At 41.5% G+C, this 24,791-nt stretch carries 17 protein-coding genes and 1 pseudogene; 14 read left to right on the plus strand and 4 right to left on the minus strand.

All coding sequences use genetic code 11. From position 1 onward, the window contains the following. Positions 1-79 precede the first annotated feature (79 nt). Together M5E07_RS02500 and M5E07_RS02505 are read left to right on the plus strand one after the other, a co-directional pair. Positions 80-6,097: an SdrD B-like domain-containing protein gene (locus M5E07_RS02500; RefSeq protein ID WP_252221552.1), complete on the plus strand. Its 6,018-nt coding sequence runs from the start codon at positions 80-82 to the stop codon at positions 6,095-6,097. After that, positions 6,094-6,756 carry a hypothetical protein gene (locus tag M5E07_RS02505; protein WP_252221556.1) on the plus strand — a complete coding sequence of 221 codons (663 nt, stop codon included), beginning with the start codon at positions 6,094-6,096 and terminating at the stop codon, positions 6,754-6,756. The genes M5E07_RS02500 and M5E07_RS02505 overlap by 4 nt, the downstream gene beginning before the upstream one ends. Positions 6,757-6,839: 83 nt before the next feature. On the opposite strand, the pseudogene M5E07_RS02510 reads toward M5E07_RS02505, so the two are convergent. After that, positions 6,840-6,935 (minus strand): annotated as a pseudogene (locus tag M5E07_RS02510) (L(+)-tartrate dehydratase subunit beta); the annotation flags it as partial. On the opposite strand from M5E07_RS02510, the gene M5E07_RS02515 reads away from it, so the two are divergent. Further along, positions 6,905-7,084: a hypothetical protein gene (locus tag M5E07_RS02515; RefSeq protein WP_252221559.1), complete on the plus strand. Its 180-nt coding sequence runs from the start codon at positions 6,905-6,907 to the stop codon at positions 7,082-7,084. The pseudogene M5E07_RS02510 and the gene M5E07_RS02515 overlap by 31 nt on opposite strands. 113 nt (positions 7,085-7,197) lie before the next feature. Here M5E07_RS02515 and M5E07_RS02520 read toward each other — a convergent pair whose 3' ends face one another. Both M5E07_RS02520 and M5E07_RS02525 read right to left on the minus strand, forming a co-directional pair. Then, positions 7,198-8,412 (minus strand): amino acid aminotransferase, encoded by a 1,215-nt coding sequence (locus M5E07_RS02520; protein WP_252221563.1) that lies wholly within the window; start codon positions 8,410-8,412, stop codon positions 7,198-7,200. 166 nt (positions 8,413-8,578) lie between these two features. Then, positions 8,579-9,976, minus strand: coding sequence for an amino acid permease (locus M5E07_RS02525; RefSeq protein ID WP_252221566.1), 1,398 nt, complete (start codon positions 9,974-9,976; stop codon positions 8,579-8,581). A gap of 492 nt (positions 9,977-10,468) precedes the next feature. Between M5E07_RS02525 and fahA the strand changes: the two genes are divergently transcribed. From fahA to M5E07_RS02545, 4 genes are all read left to right on the plus strand, one after another. Continuing rightward, a complete protein-coding gene (fahA, locus tag M5E07_RS02530) occupies positions 10,469-11,776 on the plus strand; it encodes a fumarylacetoacetase (protein WP_252221569.1) in 1,308 nt (435 codons plus the stop codon). Continuing rightward, positions 11,763-12,401, plus strand: coding sequence for a maleylacetoacetate isomerase (gene maiA, locus M5E07_RS02535; protein ID WP_252221572.1), 639 nt, complete (start codon positions 11,763-11,765; stop codon positions 12,399-12,401). The genes fahA and maiA overlap by 14 nt, the downstream gene beginning before the upstream one ends. Positions 12,402-12,422: 21 nt before the next feature. Then, complete coding sequence (locus tag M5E07_RS02540) at positions 12,423-12,971, plus strand: VOC family protein (RefSeq protein ID WP_044739012.1); 549 nt, start codon at positions 12,423-12,425, stop codon at positions 12,969-12,971. Between the two features lie 226 nt (positions 12,972-13,197). Beyond that, positions 13,198-13,977, plus strand: a complete 780-nt coding sequence (locus M5E07_RS02545; protein WP_116760405.1) for an IclR family transcriptional regulator — start codon at positions 13,198-13,200, stop codon at positions 13,975-13,977. A gap of 119 nt (positions 13,978-14,096) precedes the next feature. Here the strand turns inward: M5E07_RS02545 and hppD are convergent, their stop codons facing one another. Then, the gene (hppD, locus tag M5E07_RS02550) at positions 14,097-15,149 is read right to left on the minus strand and encodes a 4-hydroxyphenylpyruvate dioxygenase (RefSeq protein ID WP_116760403.1); all 1,053 of its coding nucleotides are present in this window, start codon (positions 15,147-15,149) and stop codon (positions 14,097-14,099) included. Between the two features lie 893 nt (positions 15,150-16,042). Here hppD and M5E07_RS02555 point away from each other — a divergent pair. From M5E07_RS02555 to acnA, 7 genes are all read left to right on the plus strand, one after another. Beyond that, positions 16,043-16,684, plus strand: coding sequence for a YitT family protein (locus M5E07_RS02555; RefSeq protein ID WP_252221575.1), 642 nt, complete (start codon positions 16,043-16,045; stop codon positions 16,682-16,684). 125 nt (positions 16,685-16,809) lie between these two features. Beyond that, positions 16,810-17,301: an Lrp/AsnC family transcriptional regulator gene (locus tag M5E07_RS02560; protein WP_116760399.1), complete on the plus strand. Its 492-nt coding sequence runs from the start codon at positions 16,810-16,812 to the stop codon at positions 17,299-17,301. A gap of 168 nt (positions 17,302-17,469) precedes the next feature. Next, on the plus strand, positions 17,470-19,059 hold the full coding sequence (locus M5E07_RS02565; RefSeq protein ID WP_252221578.1) for a peptide chain release factor 3: 1,590 nt from the start codon (positions 17,470-17,472) through the stop codon (positions 19,057-19,059). Positions 19,060-19,155: 96 nt separating this feature from the next. After that, positions 19,156-19,980 carry a hypothetical protein gene (locus tag M5E07_RS02570; RefSeq protein ID WP_252223657.1) on the plus strand — a complete coding sequence of 275 codons (825 nt, stop codon included), beginning with the start codon at positions 19,156-19,158 and terminating at the stop codon, positions 19,978-19,980. A gap of 67 nt (positions 19,981-20,047) precedes the next feature. Then, entirely contained in the window at positions 20,048-21,004 is a 957-nt protein-coding gene (locus tag M5E07_RS02575; RefSeq protein WP_252221581.1) for an RsiV family protein, read from the plus strand. Positions 21,005-21,015: 11 nt separating this feature from the next. After that, positions 21,016-21,831, plus strand: a complete 816-nt coding sequence (locus M5E07_RS02580) for a TatD family hydrolase (protein ID WP_252221584.1) — start codon at positions 21,016-21,018, stop codon at positions 21,829-21,831. A gap of 118 nt (positions 21,832-21,949) precedes the next feature. Then, the gene (acnA, locus tag M5E07_RS02585) at positions 21,950-24,706 is read left to right on the plus strand and encodes an aconitate hydratase AcnA (RefSeq protein ID WP_252221587.1); all 2,757 of its coding nucleotides are present in this window, start codon (positions 21,950-21,952) and stop codon (positions 24,704-24,706) included. Positions 24,707-24,791 lie beyond the last annotated feature (85 nt).

Below are 24,791 nucleotides of genomic sequence, written 5' to 3' on the forward strand. Positions count from 1 at the left end.
TAATAACTATTTGTGTGGATAGGCATCCTTTAGTGCCTATCCCTTTAAACCTGCTTTTGCTCGGTATTGGGGTATTTTCGTGATTAAACGAGTTCAGCCGCTACAGAATCATAAGATCAAGCTTATTTTTTCAAGCTTAGCTACGGCTATGGCATTGGTAAATCATGCTTATGCTGTGATGCCTGCTGCTGGGCAAAATATTACCAATACGGCATATGCAAGTTTTGTACAAACTGATGGTCAAGTTGGTCAATCGGTTTCAAATACCGTTCAAGTGACCATTACACCTAAATATGTGATTAGCCTCACTTCACCAACACGATTAGAAATTGATGCGGGTGCACGAGTGATTTGGCTGAATACTTTGACCAATCATAGTAATGCACCTGCAGATATTGTGATTGATAAAAGTGCTGTTCCCGAATTATCGAATATTAAAATTTATGTCGACAGTAATCAAAATGGTGAATTTGATCGTTCAGATTTGCTGGTTACAGGGCATTTAAGTTTACAGGCTGGGCAAAAAGTTGATTTATGGGTGGTTGCGGATTCCTCCATATCATTGAATGACAGCCAGCAAGTAGATTTACCACTCCAAGCCTATGTTGTACAAGACCCGACTGCTATTGCAGATGCGGTTAATGCTTTAATTAGTTTCTTACCACAACTCACAGCGACTAAATCGGTCGATAAAACCAGTTTTGAACCACAAGCAGGTCAATCTTATGATTTAACCTATAGCTTGAGTGTGAAAAATAGTTCAACGCGTAATTCTGGTCTGCAAACCATTGACGTTGATGGTGAGGCCATGAAAGCTGTAGTTCTGTTGGATGAAATACCTGCCAACACCATCTTTAAATCGGCTAAACCGACCAATTCTAAAGCATTGGTTTTATACCCATTGGGACAAGATAAGTTTACCCGCCAGATTCCAGCAGATAAATCTTTAATCAATACATTGGTGGTGGCATACCCTCAAGCCTTGGCTGCGAATAGCACCGAAGCGGTTGAGTTGGTTGTAACCATGAATCCAAATGTGAGTCATGTATCAATTTCGAACGCGTTCAGTGTTGAGCATGGTTTGCTTTCTAATTTGAAAAAAACTGTTTCTAATGAAGTGACGACAAGCGTTGGTGGTAGTGCATCAATTAGTAATAATAGTAAAAATTATTCCAATATTTTAGCCACAGGCAGTTTAAGTCAACCGCTGTACATTGCTGCAAATAGTGCCATGTGTAATGCCTCACGCAGCAATCTTGATAAAGTCAAAATTAAAGTTCAGTCGACGCTGACTGGAGACGTTGAATATGTACAGGGTGTTGAGACTGGAGCGAATACAGGTGTATTCCGTTTCACTTTAGCAACACAAGAAGCCAGTATCATTCATGTGAATGACCAGATTTTACAAACCGTTAAACGTGATCAAGTAATTGTGTCTCTGACGGATTGTTTAGATGAGAGCAGTAATTCGACCAACAGTATTACAGATATTCATACCACAGTATTGATTGATCCTTATGGTGTGGTTTTTGATGCCAAGACCAATTTGCCTGTTGCTGGTGCGAAGGTAACTTTGTTGGATGAGAAGGGTAATCCTGCTGAAAATGTGGCGTATAAATTGGATGAAACCACGGGCGAAAAAGTAGCGATTCCAGCGCAACAGATGACCAATAACAATGGTGAATTTGTATATCCATTTGTCGAAAATGGAACCTATCGACTTGATATTGATACTTCAACCATTGCAGGTTCGACCAATTATAAATTTACCAGTGACAAGACCATTTATAATAATTTTACTAATCGTATCGTTGATAGCTCTTGGTCTTATGGTGGTAACTTTACGTTAAAAACGGGTGATGCTGCACTCAATATTGATATTCCAATTGATCCTGTGGATATTTCTGTTCCCAGCAATGACAAATTGGTCATTAAAAAAGAAGTGGTCGGAACAAATACTGCTGAAATTGGTGATTTTAAAGATTACCAAATTACGGTGGCAAATATGGGGGATTCCACCCTCTATAACGTCAACATGAAAGATACTTTGCCTCGTGGTTTTATTTATGTTTCAGGCAGTACTCGTGTTAATGGGCAAAAAAATGCAGACCCTGAAGGTGGAAAAGGGCCTTATTTGACGCTTGGTTTGGGAACACTGACGCCAAAACAAGAAGCCAAAGTTCAATATCGTGTCTATGTCGGTCCTAATGCACTGAGTGGAGACGGTATTAACCGTGTTTATGCGCAGGACAATAAAAATACCGTTTCGAATGAAGCGCAGGCCGCAGTAAAAGTCACACCAGGTGTATTTAGCCCAGATGGCTTTATTGTCGGTAAAGTCTTTAGTGATTGTAACCGTAACGGCGTTCAAGATGCGGGAGAGCGGGGCGTACCTGGGGTCCGTATTTATATGGAAGATGGTAGCTTTGTGGTGACGGATCGTGAAGGTAAATACAACTTCTACGGCATTCGACCGATTACCCATGTGCTTAAAATCGATAATACGACTTTACCGAATAATGCAGAATTGGTGCTGATTAATAACCGTCAAGCAGGTGACCCAGCCAGCCGTTTCGTAGATTTAAAACGTGGCGAGTTACATCGTGCAGACTTCGCGATTACCGATTCTTCAGGTGAATGCACTCAAGCCTTGGCAGAACAAATTGAAGACCGCCGTAGTAAAATTGATGCACAACTGGATGCATTAGAGCAAACCTTACGTCAAGATTTAACCGTCGATCCACTGAGCAATTCAGTTTCAGATGTACAAGGTCAACCTGCAAGTGGATGTATTAGTGCAGCAGGTGCTTCAGCCAATTGTAATATTGAATATAAAAAAGATCAGATTAAAGACGTCAAAACAGTTCAAATTGAACCAGTAAAAGCTCCTGTTGTTTTAGATTTAGAGCAAGAGCTTGAGCGTTCTGAATCGAACCAACTGGCGATTTTAAATCTGAAAGAGCAGCAGATTTTACCTACGCCACAAGCCACCATTCAGGTCAAAGGTGGTTTAGGCACAGACATTCGTTTATTTGTAAATGATGAGCAAGTGTCAGAAAAGCGAATTGGTAAAAAAGCAGTCTATCAAGAGCGTAGTGCTACAGGTTTAGACTTTATTGGTGTGCCGTTAGCGGCTGGCAAAAATAGCATTGCAGTTCGTCAGTACGATAGCTTTGGTAATTTACGTGATCAGCAACAAGTCACAGTGATTGCACCAGATGCGATGAACCAATTGACGACGCAGCCTGTTGAGCAAGCCGTTTATGCCAATGGTAAAGATATTTATCAGGTGGTGGTTAAGGTACTGGATCAGCATGGGACACCTATTGCGACACGTACACCCATTACACTGGAATCATCTATAGGCACGATTCAACTCAAAGACCTTGATCCAGATAAACCTGGCGTACAAGTTTTTGCAGAAGGTGGGTCCTTGGTGGTGCCCGTATTGGCACCTTTGGAAGCTGGATCGGGTGTATTACGTGTCCGTAGTGGCATATACGAACAGACTGTGCCTGTGCGCTTTTTGGCAGAACTTCGCCCAATGTTGGTTGCGGGGATTATTGAAGGTTCTTTTGCACTAAATAAGTTTGATCCTAAAAATTTATCGCAAAGCTCGACTCAAGATGGTTTTGAAGAAGAACTGAATGATTTGTCCAGTTCAGCCGATGGTGAAACCGCCATTCGTGGTCGTGCGGCTTTATTTTTAAAAGGCAAAGTGCGTGGCGATTATTTACTGACTTTGGCATATGACTCAAGCAAAGAAAATAATCAGCGTCTATTCCGTGATATTCGTCCAGATGAATATTACCCAGTGTATGGCGATGCCTCTGCCAAAGGTTTTGACGCACAGTCCACCAGTAAACTTTATGTACGTGTCGATAAAGGTCGTTCTTATGCCATGTATGGTGACTACGTTACACGCACCGAAAATGATGAAGGACTTTCTTTAGGTCAGTATAGCCGTTCGTTAACGGGTTTAAAATCGGTGGTTGAAGGGGATCGCTTTCAAGTCGCGAGCTTTGCTGCACGCACCAATACCACGCAAGTGGTGAATGAACTCCGTGCAATGGGGGGTTCAGGTCCTTATGCCTTGGGCATGGACAGCAATGACATGCTTCAAAATAGTGAAAAAGTTGAAGTGATTGTGCGTGACCGTAACAACCCTGGTTTAATTATTTCACAACGCACTTTAACTCGGTTTAGCGACTATGAAATTGATACCTATACCAACAGTATTTATTTAACTTCACCGTTAAGTAGCATTGATGAAAATCTAAACCCAGTCTATTTAAGAATCACTATTGAAACCGATCAAGGTGGCAAAGAATATACCGTGGCAGGGGTCAATGGTCGTTATAAATTGAATGATAAAGTAACCGTCGGCGGTTCTTATATTCAAAATGATGATCCGATTGATCAGGAAAAAATTGCCAGTGCCAATACGGTGATTCGCTGGAATGATCAAACCAAACTGATTGCAGAATATGCTTATTCTGATCATGATTTAATGACTTTGGATCAGCTAACCGATGTGAATGCCTCGACGGCTGCAAATACCTCAGGGGATGGTTCCGCAGCACGTGTAGAACTGGACTATAAAAAAGGTGATGTCGATGTGCGTGCTTATCATCAGCAGGCGGATGTTGGCTTCCGCAATGCAGCATCTTCGATCAGTTCAGGCCGTAAAGAAACGGCTGTAAAACTGAATGCACGTTTAGATGAATTGGGTATATTACGTATTGAAGCCGTGCGTACAGAAGATATTGCCAATGCAGGGGTACGTAACGGGATCAGTGCTTCAATTGAAAAAGCCATTAACCGTATTGTGAGCTTGGAACTGGGTGTTCGTTATTATAATGAGTCACTGAATGCTGCCAGTAAATCTACGCAAAGCGTTGAAACACCCTATGATGGCACCACGGTTCGTGCCAAATTGAAAACAGCATTACCATTTGATGGTTCAAGTGCGTTTATTGAATATGAACAAGATGTTGCTGATAGTGATCGCCGTGTCTTTGCAATCGGCGGTGATGCCCAAGTTTATAAAAATATTCATGCTTATGCACGGCATGAATTTATCTCAAGTATTGGCGGTTTATACGAACTGAATGACACGCAAAAACGCAACACCACGGTATTTGGCTTAGACAGTCAATATATGCGCGATGGTTCGGTATTCAGTGAATATCGTGTGCGCGATGGTTTGAGCGCACGTGAAGCAGAAGCGGCGATGGGTGTACGTAATCGTTGGCAATTAAAAGAAGGTTTATTCTTTAATACCAGCTTTGAGAAAGTGAAGGTTTTTGAAGGTGAAAACAAAGATTCATTAGAATCTACCGCAGCGACTTTAGGCTTTGAGCATTTATCTAACCCACGTTGGAAGAATGTAGCGCGTATTGAAGGGCGTTGGTCAAATCAAAGTGATAGCTATTTAAATACGTTAGGAACGGCTTATAAGTATTCTGATGAAGTCACTTTCTTGGCAAAAAACGTTTTAAATTTAACGGATAATAAATCTGCCGATTCAGGCGATCGTTTAATTAACCGATTCCAGATTGGTGCAGCTTATCGTGATTTAGAAACCAACAAATTTGATTCACTCAGTAAAATTGAGTATCGCTACGAAAAGAATGAGACCACTTTAAGTGATCCGTACGAGCGTAATGCTTACATTATGTCGCATCATTTAAATTATCATCCAACGCGCGATGTGCATGTGTCGGGTCAGTATGCTGTGAAATATTTAGAAGAAACCTACGACCTATTGCAAAGCAGTGGTATGACGCAAATGCTGAATACGCGTTTCATGTATGACATTAATGAACGTTGGGATGCTGGGGTAAATGCTGGCGTCATGTGGAACAGCGTTTCAGATGGCACCAAACTGATGGCAGGGGTTGAAGTGGGTTATCTTTTGGCGGCCAACCTTTGGGTTTCTGGTGGATATAACTTTGTTGGTTATGAAGATAAAGATTTAACCGATGGCGATACCACAATGGACGGTGCTTATTTCCGTTTCCGCTTTAAATTTGATGAGAACCTTTTTAATCAAAATAAGGCAAGCGTGAATAAAGCGTTGGAGCCTAAATCATGAAATTTTTAGGATTAAAAGCATTGCTGTTGGCTGGGTTGTTTAGCCCAGTACTTTATGCCAACACAGAGACCCATCAATTCGCATATATCTCATCGCATCAACAGATTCAGTCGAAAATACGTGAGGCACTTGGGCAAAGCACCGATGTAAAAGAAAAATACCAACTGGAAAAAGCGCAAACATGGCTCAGTTATGCAGACCAGTTATATAGTGAAAAGAGTAAGCCAAAAAACTTAGAAATGGTTTATCAGCAGGTGCTGAAGATCACCAATACCGACAACAGAGTACAGCTTGCGATTCAAACGCCAATTTTAGCTTTTGCTCAGGTTATGCGCCGAGATTTGTGGGCTCGTATAGAAAGTATTAAAGCTCATGCAGGTTTTCAGTGTGCTTATAAAGAGCTTGCTCAGGCAGAGGTTAAATTGGTTTGGGCCGCAGCCGAATATTGTCAATTAGGCTGGCATCATTCGCGCGATATTTTTGCTTCGGCAGAGCGTTTGGTTGATCAGGCGGTGTATTTGGCACAACATTGTGAAAATGACCGCTATCTCGATCAGGCTTTTAGTCCCGTAAAAATTGCTACAGTGGAACAATTAAATGGTTCAACAGGCTGTCAGGGCGTCAATCTAGCGTATTGGCCTTTTACTCCGAATCAATAGTTTGAGTATCATTTGCTTTTATTCAGATTTTTAATAACCCTGAATGTGAATATTTCAGGGTTATTTTTATTGCTCATTTAAGTTTATTTAATAAAACTTAATTCTTTACTGATGCGATCCAACACAGGTTTTTTCTTGGCTTGAAACTGTGTTTTATTTTGCTGAATTAAATTGTTGCCGTGTTCTTAGTACCCCACCTGCGGATGTATATGCTGTGTATTTAGCCCGCTTGCAAGATTCGCCACGCGTTGCATATTTTTTAAATCACTTAAAAGAATATTTGGCGCAGCATGTCGATAATTTGGTACAACATCGAACCTTGCATTAAGCCATGCTAGTCCATGCTTTTACAGCAGGAAAATAGGCTTCAGTGTATTGATGCTCAGATATAAAAAAACCAAGACTGTTCATTTGAACAATCTTGGTTTTTGAAACTAAAGATTAAGCTTGAGCAGGTGCTTTTGCTAAAACTTCAGCCATTGCTTTGGCAACGATATAAACATTGTTCATGTTTAAGCCCGCAACACAAATACGACCACTACGGACCAAATAAATGGCATAGTCTTCACGTAAAGTATCGACTTGTTCGCCTGTTAAGCCTGTGTAGCTGAACATGCCTTTTTGTTCAACCAAGTAGTTGAAGTCACGGTCTGGAAGTGCTTTGGTTAATTCGTCTTTCAAAATACGACGCATTTTAATAATACGTTCACGCATTTCTTTAACTTCATTTTGCCACTGTTGATTTAACGCTTGGTCATTCAAGACTTGGTCAACCAACCATGCACCTGTTGTAGGAGGGCTAGAGTAGATACGACGTACTGTTGCTTTCAATTGACCGAAGGTGCATTGAGCAGTCGCAGCATCGTCACACACGAATGTCAAACCACCCACACGCTCACCGTAGAGTGAGAAAATCTTAGAGAATGAATTGCTGACAATAAAGTTTAAGCCCGCTTGGTCAAGTGCGCGAATCGCATAAGCATCTTGTTCCATGCCTTCACCAAAACCTTGGTATGCAATGTCCAAGAATGGAATAAGTTGACCTGCTTTTAGTACGGCAATGACTTGATCCCATTGCGCAGGAGTTAAATCTGCACCTGTCGGGTTGTGGCAGCAAGGGTGAAGCAATACCACACTTTGTTCTGGTAGTTGTTTTAAGCAAGACAACATACCATCAAAGTCTACACCACGCGTTTCTGCATCGAAATATGGGTAGAAATGGGTTTTTAAGCCCGCGCCATTAAAGATGGCAACGTGGTTGTCCCACGTTGGTTGGCTCACCCAAACTTCAGAGTTCGGGAAGTAATTTTTTAAGAAGTCAGCACCGACTTTCAGCGCACCAGAACCACCTAAAGTTTGAATCGTTACGGCACGACCACTTTGCACTGCTGGGCTGTTTTCACCAAATAACAACGCTTGAATTGCATCGCGGTAAGGTTTGAAACCTTCCATTGGCAAATACAATTTGGTTTTGCTTTGCTGTGGCTCAAGACGCTTTTGCGCTTCCATGATTGTTTCAAGCTGAGGCACAATACTGTCTTCGTTATAGTAAAGACCAATACTTAAATTGACTTTACCTTCACGAGGGTCGGTATTGAACTGTTCCATAAGCGACAAAATTGGGTCGCCCGCATAAGGAGGGATATGTTGAAACATTAAAAAATCCTTGTTTGTTGCAGCTAGGGTCAAACTGTTCGCGCTTCGCATCGTCCAGTTAAAGTTGGTGATAACTTAAGCCGATTCGCATGAGTTTTGCAAGACCAGTTTTATGCGATGCGATTCTGGTCTTACATGGGGGAGGAACAGCGTTTATTCAATAGACTTATTTAAAAGAACGATCCGGGTTTAATATTAAGGTTGTCTCTGCAAGTTTGCTTTTACGTTGTTTCATCCAATAAGCCACACTTAAACAGCCGATCCAAGCTGGAATCATATATACCGCGATACGCATATCAGGGGTTAGGCTCATAATCACTAAAATACCCAACATAAATACAATGCACAGATAATTGGTGAATGGATAAGCCAAACTTGGGAACAACGAGGTTTTTTGCTGTTGTTGTAGGCTTTGACGGAATTTTAAATGCGTGATTGAAATGACCACCCAATTAATCACAATAGCAGCCACGACTAACATCATCAGCAAACCAAAGGCTTTTTCCGGGAAGATGTAATTCAGTAAAACGCAGAGTGCAGTCACTAATGCAGAAATGAGAACTGCATTGACAGGAATCCCACGAGAATTAATTTTTTTAAAGAATTCTGGTGCATTGCCTTGTTCTGCCAAACCAAGCAACATGCGGCTACTACAATAACTGGTGCCGTTATAGACAGAAACCGCAGCAGTTAAAATCACGAAGTTTAATGCGGTGGCAACGCCTTGGCTGTCGAGCGACGCAAATACCATAACAAATGGGCTGCCGCCTTGTGCCATTTGGTTCCAAGGGAACAAGGCTAAAAGTACAATCAAAGTTAAGATATAGAAAATCAAAATGCGGTAGATAATCTGATTGACCGCTTTAGGTAAGATTTTTTGCGGATCGTGCGCTTCTGCCGCGGTAATACCGAACAGTTCAATACCCCCAAAGGCAAAAATAATTGCTGCCATAGCCATGACTAAACCGCTGACACCATTCGGGAAGAAACCACCGAGTGCCCAAAGGTTGCTGATAGCAGCTTGTGAGCCTGCGCTACCAGTTGCCAGCAAGTAAGAGCCAAAACCAATCATAGCGACAATGGCGAGAATTTTGATAATCGAAAACCAGAACTCCATTTCGCCGAACAGTTTCACGTGGAGCAAGTTAATGACATTAATTAAAATAAAAAAGCCAAGTGCCGACATCCAGGTTGGAATTTCTGGCCACCAGTATTGGACATACAGTCCCACTGCACTCAGTTCTGCCATACAGACCAGAACATTCAGCACCCAATAGTTCCAGCCCGACATGAAGCCTGCAAAACGGCCCCAATATTTATTGGCAAAATAGCTGAAAGAGCCACTCACAGGCTCTTGTACCACCATTTCACCCAGTTGTCGCATCATAAAAAATGCAATGAGTCCAGCAATGGCATAACCCAGAATAACGGAAGGGCCTGCAAGTTTAATAGATTGAGAAATTCCAAGGAATAGACCTGTACCGATTGCACCGCCTAGGGCAATCAGTTGGATATGACGGTTGGATAAACCGTGCTTGAGCTGACCGTGATCATTGTGTGACATATGATTATTCTCATCCTTGTCGTGTAATTATTTCCTAATAAATTACGTATATCATAAATTGATTAAAAAATAATATACAAGTGAAACACCTAATTATTTTTATTTCTCTTAAAAATAAGAAACTTAGGTGCCTATTCCTATCTGATGATCCCTATAAAGCATCCTTGTTTTTATAGTAATGCACCAAATATGGGCATTTATTGTAGCGAGTTCATCGGGGTTTTCTAGCCAAAAGTGTTGTTTAAAACAGCAGTTGAATGCGGTGTTTAAGTGAACGAGAGACAACAAGAAATAATGAAATTATGAATAAAGTAATTAAATTATATATTGCGTAATTTTATAAATTCAGTATGATGAAATGAAATTGATACAATTGTCGTAATGAATTGGAATTTTGCTTTTATTTAAACAATTGATTTTTATATAAGTAATAAAATTTCATCAGTGCGGCCAAGTGAAGAGTGTAGAGAAAACAACAAGGATGACATCATCATGAACTCACAATTGAGCTGTTTTATTCCTGTTCCAGCCCATTCAGATTTCACCATTCATAATTTGCCTTATGGCATTTTTAGTCGTTGCAAGGAAGGCGAACGACGTGTTGGTGTTGCGATTGGCGAATGGATTTTAGATTTAGCTGCGTTGGAGCAGGCAGGCATTCTGCGTCTGAGTGAACATGAGTGCTATTTTAATCAGCCAAATTTGAATAAATTTATCGAATCAGGTTCAAGCAACTGGCATAAAGTACGACGTGAATTACAGGCTTTATTGGCTCTGGATAATCCACGCTTACAGCATGATGCAGCATTGCAGCAACAGGTACTCTATAAACAGCAAGATGCCATCATGCATTTGCCTGTACAAATTTCGGGTTATACCGATTTTTATTCTTCTAAAGAACATGCCACCAATGTGGGCTGTATGTTCCGCGATCCTAAAAATGCCTTATTACCAAACTGGAGTGAATTACCTGTTGGTTATAACGGACGTGCCAGTTCGGTGGTGGTCAGTGGAACAGAGATTGTTCGTCCATCGGGGCAAATCAAATTACCTGAACAAGAGCGTCCAGTTTTTTCAGCGACACGTAAGCTAGATTTTGAATTAGAAACGGCTTTTATTGTGGGTAAACCGAGTCGTTTAGGTCAACCCATTCACATTGAAGATGCTGAAGCCCATATCTTTGGTATGGTGCTCCTCAATGACTGGTCGGCACGAGATATCCAACAATGGGAGTATGTCCCTTTAGGTCCGTTTAATGCCAAGACCTTTGCCAGTGCTATCTCGCCGTGGGTTGTGACCATGCAAGCTTTACAGCCCTTTAAAATGCAGGGGCCTGTACAAGAACCACGTCCATTGGCCTATTTACAAGAAAATGTCGAAAGCAGTTATGACATTCAGCTTTCGGTAGAAATTCAAACACCTCAAAGTGACAGTGCGGATGTAATTTGCCAAACCAACTTTAAATATATGTACTGGTCAATGGCTCAGCAGTTAACGCATCACACCATTTCTGGTTGTAATGTCAATGTCGGCGATTTGATGGGCTCGGGCACGATTTCGGGTTCAACCAAAGACTCATACGGCAGTTTGTTGGAACTGACCTGGAACTCAACCACACCCTTAAATTTAGCCAATGGCGAACAACGTAGTTTTTTACAGGATGGCGATACGGTCATCATGAAAGGTCATGCAGAAAAAGATGGCATACGCGTGGGCTTTGGTGAAGTGCGAAATACCATTTTACCTGCTTTAAGTTTTGACTTTGCTGAAGCAGTGCAGGTACAGCATGAAACTGTATAGCTATTTTCGCAGCTCAGCAGCGTTTCGTGTGCGGATTGCCTTAAATTTAAAAGGCTTGAGTTATGACACACAAGCGGTGCATTTGCTGAAACAGGGTGGCGAACAACACTCGGCAGAGTACGTGGCAATCAATCCGAGTGAGTTGGTGCCGACGTTATTGGATCAGCAGTATGTATTGACGCAATCACTGAGCATTCTTGAGTATCTGGAAGAAGCCTATCCAAAGACGGCTTTGCTGCCTCAGAATTTACAACAGCGCGCGCAGATTCGTGCTTTTGCCCAGCACATTGCTTGTGAAATTCATCCCCTGAATAACTTAAGAGTGTTGCAGTGCTTAGAGCAGACGCTTGCAGTGAGTAATACTGAAAAGACTGCATGGTATCAACACTGGATTAAGCTCGGTTTTCATAGCCTAGAGCAACAATTACAGCAATCGAATGGTCAGTACTGTTTTGGTGAACAGGCGAGTTTTGCAGATTGTTGCCTAATTCCACAAGTCTATAACGCCAAACGTTTTCAAATTGATTTAACGGAATATCCAAAAATCCAGTCGATTTATACGCATTGTATGCAGTTGGCAGCTTTTCATCAGGCTGCACCAGAACAACAAGCCGATTGGGAATAAAACAGAAAAAGGAGTTTGATTATGAGTTTTGCAATTAAAAAAATTCACCACGTTGCTTACCGTTGTAAAGATGCTAAAGAAACGGTGCAGTGGTACAAGACCATGTTGAACATGGACTTTATTTTAGCCTTTGCTGAAGACCATGTGCCGTCCACCAAAGCGTTTGATCCATATATGCATTTGTTTTTAGATGCAGGTCAAGGCAATGTGTTGGCATTCTTTGAATTACCGACTCAGCCCGAGATGGGACGTGATGAAAACACCCCAGCTTGGGTGCAGCACATTGCCTTTGAAGTTGAAGACTTAAATGCATTATTGGCAGCCAAAGAACATTTAGAACAACAGGGTGTGAAAGTGCTTGGCATTACCAACCACGGTATTTTCCATTCGATTTATTTCTTCGATCCAAATGGTCATCGTTTAGAGCTGACCTATAACGATGTACATGCTGATGAGAAAATCGCGCGGATCACTGAAGAAATGAAACTGGAAATGCTGGATGAATGGAGCAAGACGAAACGCGCACCGCATCATACCCACTTCTTACATGAAGAAGAATTAGGTGCTTAAACCAAGCTTTTGATTTTTTAGTTTTACCCTTGACTGCATTTTTGACCGAATGCAGTTTTTTTTGCTGTGAGTGATCGTCTGACGGGCTGTGAGATTCAATGTCATTCAAAAAGATGATTTCAGTTTTTTGTAAATCTCAGGCATGATGTCACGGACCAATGTGTCCTTGTGTAGTCACACAAAACTAAATAAATGATTGAAAAAATGACCTTTAAAGAGCGCGTCAATGGTTGAAGAAAAGTTATCGGGTGGAGTGCAATCGCTTGAAGTGGGTTTGGCCGTGTTAAATGCACTGGTCGAGCATAATCAACCGATTATTCTCAAAGATCTATCGCACAAGCTGAGTATGCATCCAGCCAAAGCTCACCGCTATTTGGTGAGTTTGATCCGCATGAATTACGCCAAACAACTGGACGATGGTCAATACGCACTGGGTGATCAGGCTTGGCGTTTGGGTTTGAACTGTATTCAACATACTGATGCCTTACAACAAGTCCAATCGATGATTTATGCCTTACAGGCCAAGATTGGTTGTAGCATTCAAATTAGCAAATGGTCACCACGAGGTCCTTTGGTGGTGCAGTCGATAGAGTCGAATCATCCGATTGCGATTGTAACCAAAGTTGGCTCAATTATGCCATTGGTTAACTCGGCATCGGGGCGGGTCTTTGCTTCGTATTTGCCAGAAAGTGTTATTCGTCCTTTGATGCAGGAAGAATGGGACAAAGCGGCCGCTTTAGGCCTAGCACTCAAACCTGCCAATTGGGATGAATTTAACCAATTAAAACAGCAGATTTGCACCGAACAGATGGCTTTGGCGAAAGGAGATTTACTGGTCGGCATTAATGCGGTGGGTTTACCTGTATTTAATGCACAAGGCCAGATTGAATTTTCTGTGGTGGCAATAGACAGTGAAACATTCCTACCGTTGCACATAGGCAGTGAAAAAGTTCAGTTATTGCAGCAAGAAGTGGCTGCGATTAATCGGTTTATTCAAGCCCGTTAAGATGGCTTATGCTACATGCCAAAAAAGGCGATTGAATTCAGTCGCCTTTTTTGTGAGCGAAACATGCTTAAATGGGTTCGCATGTTTCGCCCGCTTGTATTGGGGTTTAAATACGTTACTTAAACTTGGAGTACCCCACGACGGATTTGATCACGTTCAATCGATTCAAATAGCGCTTTAAAGTTCCCTTCACCAAAACCATCATCGGCTTTACGTTGAATAAACTCGAAGAATACAGGCCCAAGCATATTTTCTGAGAAAATTTGCAAGAGCAGTTTCTTCTCGCCATTTTGAGTTGAGCCATCCAATAAAATACCGCGTTGCTGTAGCTCATCTGTTGGTTCGCCATGATTTGGCAAACGCTCTGGCAGCATTTCATAATAAGTATTTGGTGGAGGGGTCATGAATTTCATGCCGAGGGCTTTCAGTTTGTCCCAAGTACCAATCAAATCATCAGTAATAAAGGCAATGTGTTGAATGCCTTCACCATTAAAGTCGGCAAGGAACTCAGCAATTTGACCATTGCCTTTATCTGAATCTTCATTCAATGGAATACGAATTTTGCCATCAGGAGCGGTGAGTGCTTTCGAGGTTAAACCTGTGTATTCACCTTTAATGTCGAAGTAGCGAATTTCTTGAAAATTGAAAATCTTTTCATAAAAGTTTGCCCAATATTCCATGCGACCTTTGTAGACGTTATGGGTTAAATGATCAATTTCATTGAGACCTGTACCCACTGGGTGCGGGTTAACACCTTCAATAAACTCAAAATCATTTTCATAAATGTCACGGTCAATCAGGAAAATGGGCATACCACCAATGCCTTTGATGGCTGGAATGTTGAGTTCCATTGGACCTGCTTGGCTATAAATAGGTTCTGCACCTAATTCCAATGCTTTTTGAAAGGCTTTGGCGGCATCGCGTGTTTTAAACCCCATGGCACATGCTGAAGGACCATGCTCTTTATAAAAATAAGAAGCATAAGATTCAGGTTGATAGTTCAAAATAATATTGATATTTCCTTGACGCCATAAGTACGCATTTTTGGATTTATGCTTTGCGACTTTGCTAAAACCAATGGTTTCAAAAATTGGATCGAGATCATTTTCCTTTGATACAAATTCAATAAATGCAAATCCACATAATTCTAATGGGTTTTCTAAAATATCCATCTTATTTCCCTCTTGTCATGCAAGGACGAGTCCAATGTTCAGGCTGTTTGGGATGTGAGGAACGACATAGAAAAACCTGTAGGTTTCTCAATCTTCAGCAGGGTACATGCTGTGGCATGACCAAGTTCAAACGTTCAATGACACATCCTATGTGACTTTTATGATGGTGCTGTGGAATACCGCATCGTCATTCACTGTAGGGCTATTTTAGTTTTACAGTGGTTTTCTCTGATGGTTGTGATATTCCGTTCACCGATCATCTGTTTAACTGTGCTATTTGTGCATCAAAAAGGTGCACATTGGCTACTTTATGTTGAGAACAGCTTACTAAATCCAATTTAATTATGCAATACATAATTAAATTATGTTATTTGTAATTTTATCATGCGGTATCTACGCTAAGCTCTTGCAGCACTCTAGATTTGGAAAAAACCTTTTATTACACATAACAACAATTGAATTTGAATAAAATTTTTAAAAATCAAAAAACTACAAATTCATCTTTGCGATAAGCTACTCAAAAAGATGGTTGGCTCATTGGGCTTCTTTTCAAATCTTGAGTATTAAAGCCACAATTTCACTACTTCATTAAAGCATGCTTATAGGATCTGTATAATCCATAATCATTAAAAAATGCAACAAAATTGTGCATAAATAGATTAAATGCACCACAATGTGTATTAAAAATTAAATAACGCATGATTTGTGCTTATTGTATTTTGCTCAAAACGTGCGAATTTAATGCTAAATTTTAAAAAAATGTTTCAACCTGCGTATGTAAATCGTTGGATTTAATGAAATAAAAAATCTTATAAAGTTGAAATGTGCATATTTATTTTATTTTGGTACATAATTTGCATTAATTTTGCATATTGTATGTCTTGGATTTTCTTATGGACAACCAACCTTTATCAAATTCTGCCGTTTTGGCACCTCTCCCAGCAGCCATGACACATTCAAAAATAGAAGATGTCGTGGCACTCTTTATTGGCACCTTCCTGTTGTCTTTTGCGATTAATATCATCCAACAGGGTGGCATTATGACAGGCGGTACAGCAGGTTTAGCCTTGTTGCTACATTACATCTTTAATGTGTCTTTCGGGACCTTGTTCTTCTGTATTAATATTCCATTTTTTTATTTAGCCTATCAAAAAATGGGACTGCAAGTGGTGCTTAGAACCATGGCGGCCATTGGCTTGGTTTCATGCTTTGCAGAAATTAATCCGAGTTTTTTTAGTCTAGAGAACATCAATCCGATCTATGCTTCCTTAATTGCCAACATTATTTTGGGTGTTAGTTTCCTCATTTTATTCCGCCATAAGTCGAGTATGGGAGGCATCAATTTATTGGCAATGTTCCTGAACGAGAAATACAATATTTCTATGGGTAAATTCCAAATGTTTGTGGATATCAGTATTTTGATTGCATCGGCATTTTTTGTTGATTTTACTTTACTCATAATTTCGATTATGGGGGCGGTAGTCTTGAATTTGATCATTGCAATGAACCATCGTAAAGATCGTTATGTTGCTTAATTAAAGTACTTAACAGGGGGAGTAGAGCAAATCGAATTTGTTTTTCTCGCCCTGTTTCTATAAAGTAGTTTGCAGACAAAAACGCGCTTTTTCAGCAGTTTGATAACAAAATTCTAGGATAGATGATGGGCGATGAACTGGACGATTACGATCGTAAAATTATTCAGCAATTACAGCAAAATGGTCGTTTAACCAATCAAGAGCTGGCAGAGTTGATTGGTCTTTCAGCGTCACAATGTTCGCGTCGTCGTGCCACATTGGAACAAAAAAAGATTATCACAGGCTACTATGCACAAATTGCGCTGAAAGCAGACCCATCACCGATTACAGGCATGATCGAGGTCAGTATTCGGAATCATTATGATGATGGTTTTGAAAAGTTTTTGGAATTTATTTTGGACGAGCCGCGCATCCGTGATGCCTATAAGCTCACAGGTACATCAGACTTTTTACTTAAAGTGGCAGTGAAGAATCTGGATGAAATGTCGCAATTGATCAGTAAAATTTCTTCACATCAATTCCAGATCAATGATATTACGACTTCTATTGTGTTGGAAAAACTCAAAGAAAACTCGATTGTTTTATCTAATCCTGCATCCAATACCGAAGCGCTTTAAATAACTGGCAGGGTTTTGTCTGTTGAACGGCAAAACCTTTCAGCATGAAATGAATAGAAGAAAAACGATTCTTACGCTACAATTGAGCCTATTTTTGTCTCACCTGACAGTGGTATGCGGCGCGTAATTTGCGTGGGCATCGCTGTGTACAAATTGCAGATTTCCCTAATGTTCAAAGATCAATTATTGAAAGAAGTTCAGGCACGCCGAACCTTCGCGATTATTTCCCACCCCGATGCGGGTAAAACCACCATGACAGAAAAACTGCTGTTATGGGGTAAGGCCATTCAGGTGGCGGGTATGGTAAAAAGCCGTAAATCGGACCGTGCTGCGACCTCGGACTGGATGGAAATGGAAAAAGAACGTGGTATTTCGATTACCACGTCGGTGATGCAGTTCCCCTATAAAGATAAGATGATCAATCTTCTGGATACTCCAGGACATGAAGATTTCTCGGAAGATACTTATCGTACTTTGACAGCGGTTGACTCAGCACTCATGGTGATTGACGGTGCAAAAGGGGTTGAGGACCGAACCATCAAATTGATGGAAGTCTGTCGTATGCGTGACACACCGATCATTTCATTTGTGAACAAAATGGACCGCGAAATCCGTGAGCCTTTAGAGTTGTTAGATGAAATTGAAAATGTTTTAAAAATTAAATGTGTTCCAATTACATGGCCACTGGGCACAGGTCGTGACTTCGCTGGGGTATTTAACCTGATCGAAGAAAAATTTTATGTGTATAAAGCGGGTTTTGGTTCAACTATTACCGAGATTGAAATCCGAGATGGCTATGACTATGCAGACCTCCGTGAAAAAGTAGGGGAGCTGGCTTGGGCCGCATTTGAAGAGTCTTTAGAACTGGTTCAAATGGCGAATGAACCATTGGACCGTGAAGCGTTTTTGGCAGGCCGTCAAACCCCTGTGTTGTTTGGTACGGCACTGGGTAACTTTGGTGTAGACCATGTGTTAGATGCATTTAGCAACTATGCGCCTGAACCGAAAGCACACCCGACTCAAGACCGTAAAGTTGAAGCGACTGAAGAAGGTTTCACTGGTTTTGTCTTTAAAATTCAGGCCAATATGGATCCGAAACACCGTGACCGTATTGCTTTTATGCGTATTTGTTCAGGCAAATATGAAAAAGGCTTGAAAATGAAGCATGTACGTTTAGATAAAGATGTGCGTATTAGCGATGCTTTGACCTTCTTGGCAGGGGATCGTCAGCACCTAGAAGAAGCGTGGCCAGGGGACATTATTGGTTTACATAACCATGGCACCATTCAAATTGGCGATACCTTTACTTCGGGTGAAAAACTGCAATTTACCGGTATTCCACACTTTGCACCTGAAATGTTCCGCCGTGTGCGTTTGAAAGATCCTTTAAAGTCGAAGCAACTCCAAAAAGGCTTAAAAGAACTTTCAGAAGAAGGTGCAACACAAGTCTTCATGCCACAAAACAGCAATGACTTGATTGTAGGGGCTGTAGGGGTGCTTCAGTTTGAAGTGGTTGCATACCGTTTGAAAGAAGAATACAAAGTTGATTGCGTTTATGAGCCTGTAAGTATTAATACGGTTCGTTGGGTGTCATGTGATGATGACAAAAAATTCAATGAATTTAAGAAAAAGGCACATGATCAACTCTCTGTTGATGGAGGCGGGCATTTAACGTATTTAGCACCAAGTCGTGTCAATTTACAGTTAATGCAAGAGCGTTATCCAGACATTGTGTTCCGTAATACACGCGAACACTAAACTAAACAAAACAGCCTCTTTTCGGAGGCTGTTTTTATATGGTATTTCTTTTTTATTGGTGAAGTTGCCGTTGAGGTAGCCTAGCGTATGGTCGAAATGAAGAACAACAACATCATTCAAATTGCTCTTTTGCTATGTACAGGACTTTCTTTGTCCGCGTGTGATTCATCGAAACAGCCACAAGATGAACAACAAAAATCAGCAGCCTCCATTTTGAAGCAGGATCAAGCAGAAGTCCTGCCTTATCTGCATATTAAACAGCAGCCTGCTAAAATTGCGTTGCCCTTCTGTGAAACTAAAAATTGCATTGATATTGATATTCAAACCCTTGAAACCCAAGACCAATGGTTGAATAGTTGGATGGCGAAAACCCAAGCCATGGTGATTCAAGATCAAATAGGCTTAAAGCAAAACATGAGTTTGCAACAAGCCATCAATGCTTATGTGAAAAAATCGGATGATTGGCAGGCGAAATACTCGAAGAATCCAGCTTATCAATTGGCACTGTATACCCGTATTGCCTATCAACGAAATGAATATGTGTTGTTACAAGTGGGTGTGAATAGTAAACAAGAAGACGTCAAGGTTGATGAGCGTTACTACTTTGCTGTTGCAGATCGAAAATTACAGAAAGGTCTGTCCTTACTTGACATTGTTGAACCAAAGCAGCAAGTTTATATGAACGAGATTGTGCAAAAAGCCTATCAGGATTGGTTAAAACAACAAACTGCCGAAGCAAGACAGAAGGCGCCAAAAAAATTGTATTGGGGGCAAGCGGATTGGTTCTTTGACAGTGAAGGTATTGGCGTACATTACCGTAGCCAGCAAATTGCCCAAGAGGGTAAGCAATTGGACATTTACTTAAGCAAAGCACAAACGCAACAGGTTTTAAAAGCGGATCTTTATCGGAATATGTTTTAGACGGCGGGATTGAAGCCTAGATAGGTGTGATATGTCGAGTGAGAAAATGAAAATAGGGTTGAGTCAAATGACAACAAAGAAAGTGATTTGGGCGGCAAGTGTATTGACGACAGCCATACTGATGACAGCGTGTCAGCCTAAAAAAGTTGAATCGGAACAACCAGAGACTGCGGCATCATCGACATTGGCGCAAGAACAAGCGAGTCAATTGATTGGCGATTCGGAAAAACTACAACTCAATTTACCTGCATGTGACGACAATAATTGCCCAGAAATGACCATTGAGCGACTCAATAGTAATCAGCCATTTATAGATGCGTATATTGATGCTGAAATTCTGAAACAGGTCGAGCAGATTTTGGCAGTTTCTCCTGAGTTCGCTGTAGATGAATCGGCATCGACTGCGAAAGCATCGGAAGTGGCAGCATCACAAGCTGTGGTTCAGGCAGCAACAGTGAAACAACAGCTCGAACAGCAATTACAGCCGTATACCCAAGCTTTTTTAAAATTAGATCAAGAGATTAAAGCGCTAAGTTCAAGTCATAAAATTAGTGTGATGATTAAGCCGACCATTCTCAATGCCAAAGGTCCATTGGTTACGGTGGTCTTAAACAGCAGTAGTTACTTGGGGGGGGCGCATGGTTCATCTTCACAACAATATTATAATTTTGATTTAGAACAGAAAAAACTGGTCAAGCTGAATGAAATCTTGGCACCTAATCAGTTGGCAGCATTAGAAAATCAAGCGCATGAAGCTTTTAAAACTTGGGTGATTGAGTCGAAACTGGCCAATAATGTCTCTGAATATGAACAGGCATGGAAGTTTAAACTGAGTGATAATTATTATTTGAGTAAGCAAGGTTTAATTTTACAGTATGGTGAATATGAAATTGGACCGTATGTGGTCGGTTTGCCGCGCTTAACCATACCCTATGAGCAATTGCAGACGATTCTAAAAAAACCATACCTACCTGAGTTTGCCACTGAAGCAGTTGCGCGTGCTGCCAGCGAGCCAAGCAAGTAATAGGTTTGAATATGCCGCTGCGTTTATTTGATACCCATACTCATTTTGATGTTCCTGATTTTGATCCAGATCGGGAACATCTGGCATCTCAAGCCAAAGTGGCAGGGGTGGAGGCTTTGGTCTTAATCGGTTTTGTCGCTTCACGATTTCCTGATTTGCTAAAAACTCAACAGTTTATAAATCATTTGTCAGAAGCACCGAAGGCTTATTTAGCACCGGGTTTACACCCTTTTTATATTCAACAACATCGACTTGAGCATTTACAGCAACTCGAATTACTCTTACAACAGCGTGATTGTATTGCCGTTGGGGAAATTGGGTTAGATACTTTTTTAGCCGAGCATAAGCAGCCCGAATTATTTGCCAAACAACAGGATTATTTTCAACAGCAATTAGAACTGGCGCTGTATTACCAAAAGCCAGTGTTGTTACATATTCGTAAAGCCCATGCAGAAAGTCTGGCGTTGTTAAAAAAGCAAAAATTTCAATTCGGTGGTATTGCCCATGCCTTTAGTGGTGGGGTCGAAGAAGCCAAAGCCTTCATTAAAATGGGGTTTAAAATTGGCATCACAGGGCAAATTACCAATCCGAACGCGAAAAAACTGCATCGGGTGGTACAGGAAATTGGGGCCGAACATTTGGTGTTGGAAACCGATTGCCCTGATATGACGCCGCTGTGTTGTCAAGTTTCAACCCAACAACGAACGCGCAATACTCCTGCCAATTTACCTTATGTATTAAAGGGTTTAGCGCAGACTTTGCAGTGCGATGAAACCGACTTGGCAGAGCAGCTTTGGCAAAATACGCAGCAGTGTTTGCGGTTGTAAAATTCAAATAAAGTGGGTGGGAAATTACTAATCCACAACATTAAAACCAACGATTTGACCTACATTATAAAAAGAACAATGGAATAAAAAACAACCATGCACGCCGGAGGATCCACCTATGGCAAAGTATAGTCAAATCAATAGTTTTAATGCATTACAATCCTTTACAGTCGGTTCCAAAACTTATCAGATTTTTAGTTTGGCACAAGCCCAGCCACAACTGGGAGAACTGTCTAAACTACCCAAATCACTTAAAGTCTTATTAGAAAATTTATTGCGCTTTGAAGATGGTGTAACGGTCAAAGCAGATGATATTTTGGCGATTGTGGAATGGCAGCAAACCCGAAGCTCGGAACAAGAAATTCAGTATCGCCCTGCGCGAGTCCTCATGCAGGATTTTACAGGTGTACCTGCGGTGGTCGATTTAGCCGCCATGCGCGCAGCAGTCGCACAAGCTGGACGAGATCCGAATATAATTAATCCTTTATCTCCAGTTGATTTGATCATTGACCACTCGGTGATGGTTGATCATTTTGCCAGTAATCGTGCCTTTGCTGAAAATGTTGAAATTGAAATGCAGCGTAATGGTGAGCGTTATCAGTTCCTGCGTTGGGGACAATCGGCATTCAATAACTTTAGTGTGGTTCCGCCGGGAACGGGGATTTGCCATCAGGTGAATCTGGAATATTTAGCGCAAGCGGTATGGCTAGGTGAATCAGACGGGCAAACCTATGCCTTCCCAGATACCTTGGTGGGTACAGATTCACATACCACGATGATTAATGGTTTGGGGGTCTTAGGTTGGGGTGTGGGCGGAATTGAAGCCGAAGCCGCCATGTTAGGACAACCCATTTCCATGCTCATTCCTGAAGTGATTGGTTTTAAACTCACGGGGAAATTGCGCGAGGGCATAACGGCAACGGATTTGGTTCTTACCATCACGCAAATGCTGCGTCAAAAAGGCGTGGTGGGTAAATTTGTTGAATTTTATGGTGATGGACTGGCGGATTTGCCTTTGGCTGACCGTGCCACCATTGCCAATATGGCACCTGAATATGGGGCAACCTGTGGCTTTTTCCCAGTTGATGAAGTGACGCTGGCCTATATGCGCTTAACAGGACGTAGTGATGAACGCATCGCTTTGGTCGAAGCGTATTGTAAAGAACAGGGCTTATGGCGAAATGCAGGAGATGAACCTGTGTTTACCGATACTTTAAGCCTTGATATGTCGACGGTTGCTGCGAGTGTTGCGGGTCCTAAACGTCCACAAGATCGGGTTTTACTGGCAGATGTACCACAAACTTTTGATGCTTTAATGGAGCTGAGTTTAAAACCTGCCAAAGAAGATAAAGCACGTTTAGAAAATGAAGGGGGCGGTGGTACAGCGGTCGATGCGCAAAAATCCAATATCACGCATGAAAGTGCATTCTGTGAAATCGATGGTAAGCAGTATCCATTGGTACATGGCGATGTGGTGATTTCAGCCATTACCTCCTGTACCAATACGTCTAATCCAAGTGTGATGTTGGCGGCAGGTCTGCTTGCAAAAAAAGCCATTGAAAAAGGTCTACAACGCAAACCTTGGGTGAAAAGCTCCTTGGCTCCCGGTTCTAAAGTGGTAACGGACTATCTGAATGCCGCAGGTTTAACGCCTTATCTCGATCAGTTGGGTTATAACTTGGTTGGTTACGGTTGTACCACCTGTATTGGTAATTCGGGGCCTTTACCTGAAGCAATTGAAGAAGCCATCAATTGTTATGATTTAAATGTCGCTTCAGTATTATCGGGCAATCGTAATTTTGAAGGGCGAGTACATCCTTTGGTGAAAACCAATTGGTTGGCTTCACCGCCTTTGGTGATTGCTTTTGGTTTGGCAGGGAATATTCGTGTAGATTTAACCACCCAACCGATTGGATTGGATATACATGGCGAAGCGGTCTATTTAAAAGACATTTGGCCAAGTCAGGCAGAAATAGACGAAGTGTTGCAGAACGTGAATACCGACATGTTCCATAAAGAATATGCCGCGGTATTTGAAGGCGATGCCAGTTGGAAGGCGATTCAAATTCCACAAAGTCAGACTTATGCATGGGACGAGCATTCTACCTATATCCGACATCCGCCATTTTTTGCAGATATTGGGCAACCCTTGAATTCATTACATAATATTGAGCATGCGCGAATACTGGCAGTGCTTGGAGATTCGGTCACCACTGACCATATTTCCCCCGCAGGCAATATTAAAAAAGACAGTCCTGCTGGCCGCTATCTGCAAGAGCATGGCGTAGAGCCGAATGATTTTAACTCCTATGGTTCACGTCGCGGTAATCATGAAGTTATGATGCGCGGCACATTCGCCAATATTCGCATTAAAAATGAAATGTTAGGTGGAGAAGAGGGCGGCAATACGTTGCATATTCCAAGCGGTGAAAAACTGGCAATTTATGATGCTGCCATGCTGTATCAACAGCAAGGCACGCCGTTGGTGATTATTGCAGGTAAAGAATATGGCACAGGCTCTTCCCGTGATTGGGCTGCGAAGGGCACCAATTTGCTCGGTGTGAAAGCTGTTATTGCTGAAAGTTTTGAGCGGATTCACCGTTCAAATCTGGTTGGTATGGGCGTATTACCTTTGCAGTTTATGTCTGATCAGAACCGACACAGTTTAAATCTGACAGGGCATGAAAGTATTTCGATTTTAGGCTTATCGGATGATTTGGCGCCGCATCAGACCTTTGAAGTGGAAGTGACTCGAACCGATGGCTCTCGTGATTCGTTCCCTGTGTTATGCCGTATTGATACCCTCAACGAAGTTGAATATTTCAAAGCAGGTGGGATTCTGCATTATGTATTGCGACATTTAATTGCGAGTTGATATAGCCAACGCGATCCCTTACAAGGAGCCTTATGATGCGAAGTCTAAGGCTCCTTTTGTATAGATTAAACGACGGAACAAGATT

It is taken from the genome of Acinetobacter tibetensis (assembly GCF_023824315.1).
GTDB classification, from domain to species: Bacteria; Pseudomonadota; Gammaproteobacteria; order Pseudomonadales; family Moraxellaceae; genus Acinetobacter; species Acinetobacter tibetensis.

Coding starts and splice junctions, on each gene's coding strand:
- M5E07_RS02505 (WP_252221556.1), top strand. CDS start 6,094: ATGAAATTTTTAGGATTAAAAGCATTGCTGTTGGCTGGGTTGTTTAGC.
- M5E07_RS02520 (WP_252221563.1), bottom strand. CDS start 8,412: ATGTTTCAACATATCCCTCCTTATGCGGGCGACCCAATTTTGTCGCTT.
- M5E07_RS02525 (WP_252221566.1), bottom strand. CDS start 9,976: ATGTCACACAATGATCACGGTCAGCTCAAGCACGGTTTATCCAACCGT.
- fahA (WP_252221569.1), top strand. CDS start 10,469: ATGAACTCACAATTGAGCTGTTTTATTCCTGTTCCAGCCCATTCAGAT.
- maiA (WP_252221572.1), top strand. CDS start 11,763: ATGAAACTGTATAGCTATTTTCGCAGCTCAGCAGCGTTTCGTGTGCGG.
- M5E07_RS02540 (WP_044739012.1), top strand. CDS start 12,423: ATGAGTTTTGCAATTAAAAAAATTCACCACGTTGCTTACCGTTGTAAA.
- M5E07_RS02545 (WP_116760405.1), top strand. CDS start 13,198: ATGGTTGAAGAAAAGTTATCGGGTGGAGTGCAATCGCTTGAAGTGGGT.
- hppD (WP_116760403.1), bottom strand. CDS start 15,149: ATGGATATTTTAGAAAACCCATTAGAATTATGTGGATTTGCATTTATT.
- M5E07_RS02555 (WP_252221575.1), top strand. CDS start 16,043: ATGGACAACCAACCTTTATCAAATTCTGCCGTTTTGGCACCTCTCCCA.
- M5E07_RS02560 (WP_116760399.1), top strand. CDS start 16,810: ATGGGCGATGAACTGGACGATTACGATCGTAAAATTATTCAGCAATTA.
- M5E07_RS02565 (WP_252221578.1), top strand. CDS start 17,470: ATGTTCAAAGATCAATTATTGAAAGAAGTTCAGGCACGCCGAACCTTC.
- M5E07_RS02570 (WP_252223657.1), top strand. CDS start 19,156: ATGAAGAACAACAACATCATTCAAATTGCTCTTTTGCTATGTACAGGA.
- M5E07_RS02575 (WP_252221581.1), top strand. CDS start 20,048: ATGACAACAAAGAAAGTGATTTGGGCGGCAAGTGTATTGACGACAGCC.
- M5E07_RS02580 (WP_252221584.1), top strand. CDS start 21,016: ATGCCGCTGCGTTTATTTGATACCCATACTCATTTTGATGTTCCTGAT.
- acnA (WP_252221587.1), top strand. CDS start 21,950: ATGGCAAAGTATAGTCAAATCAATAGTTTTAATGCATTACAATCCTTT.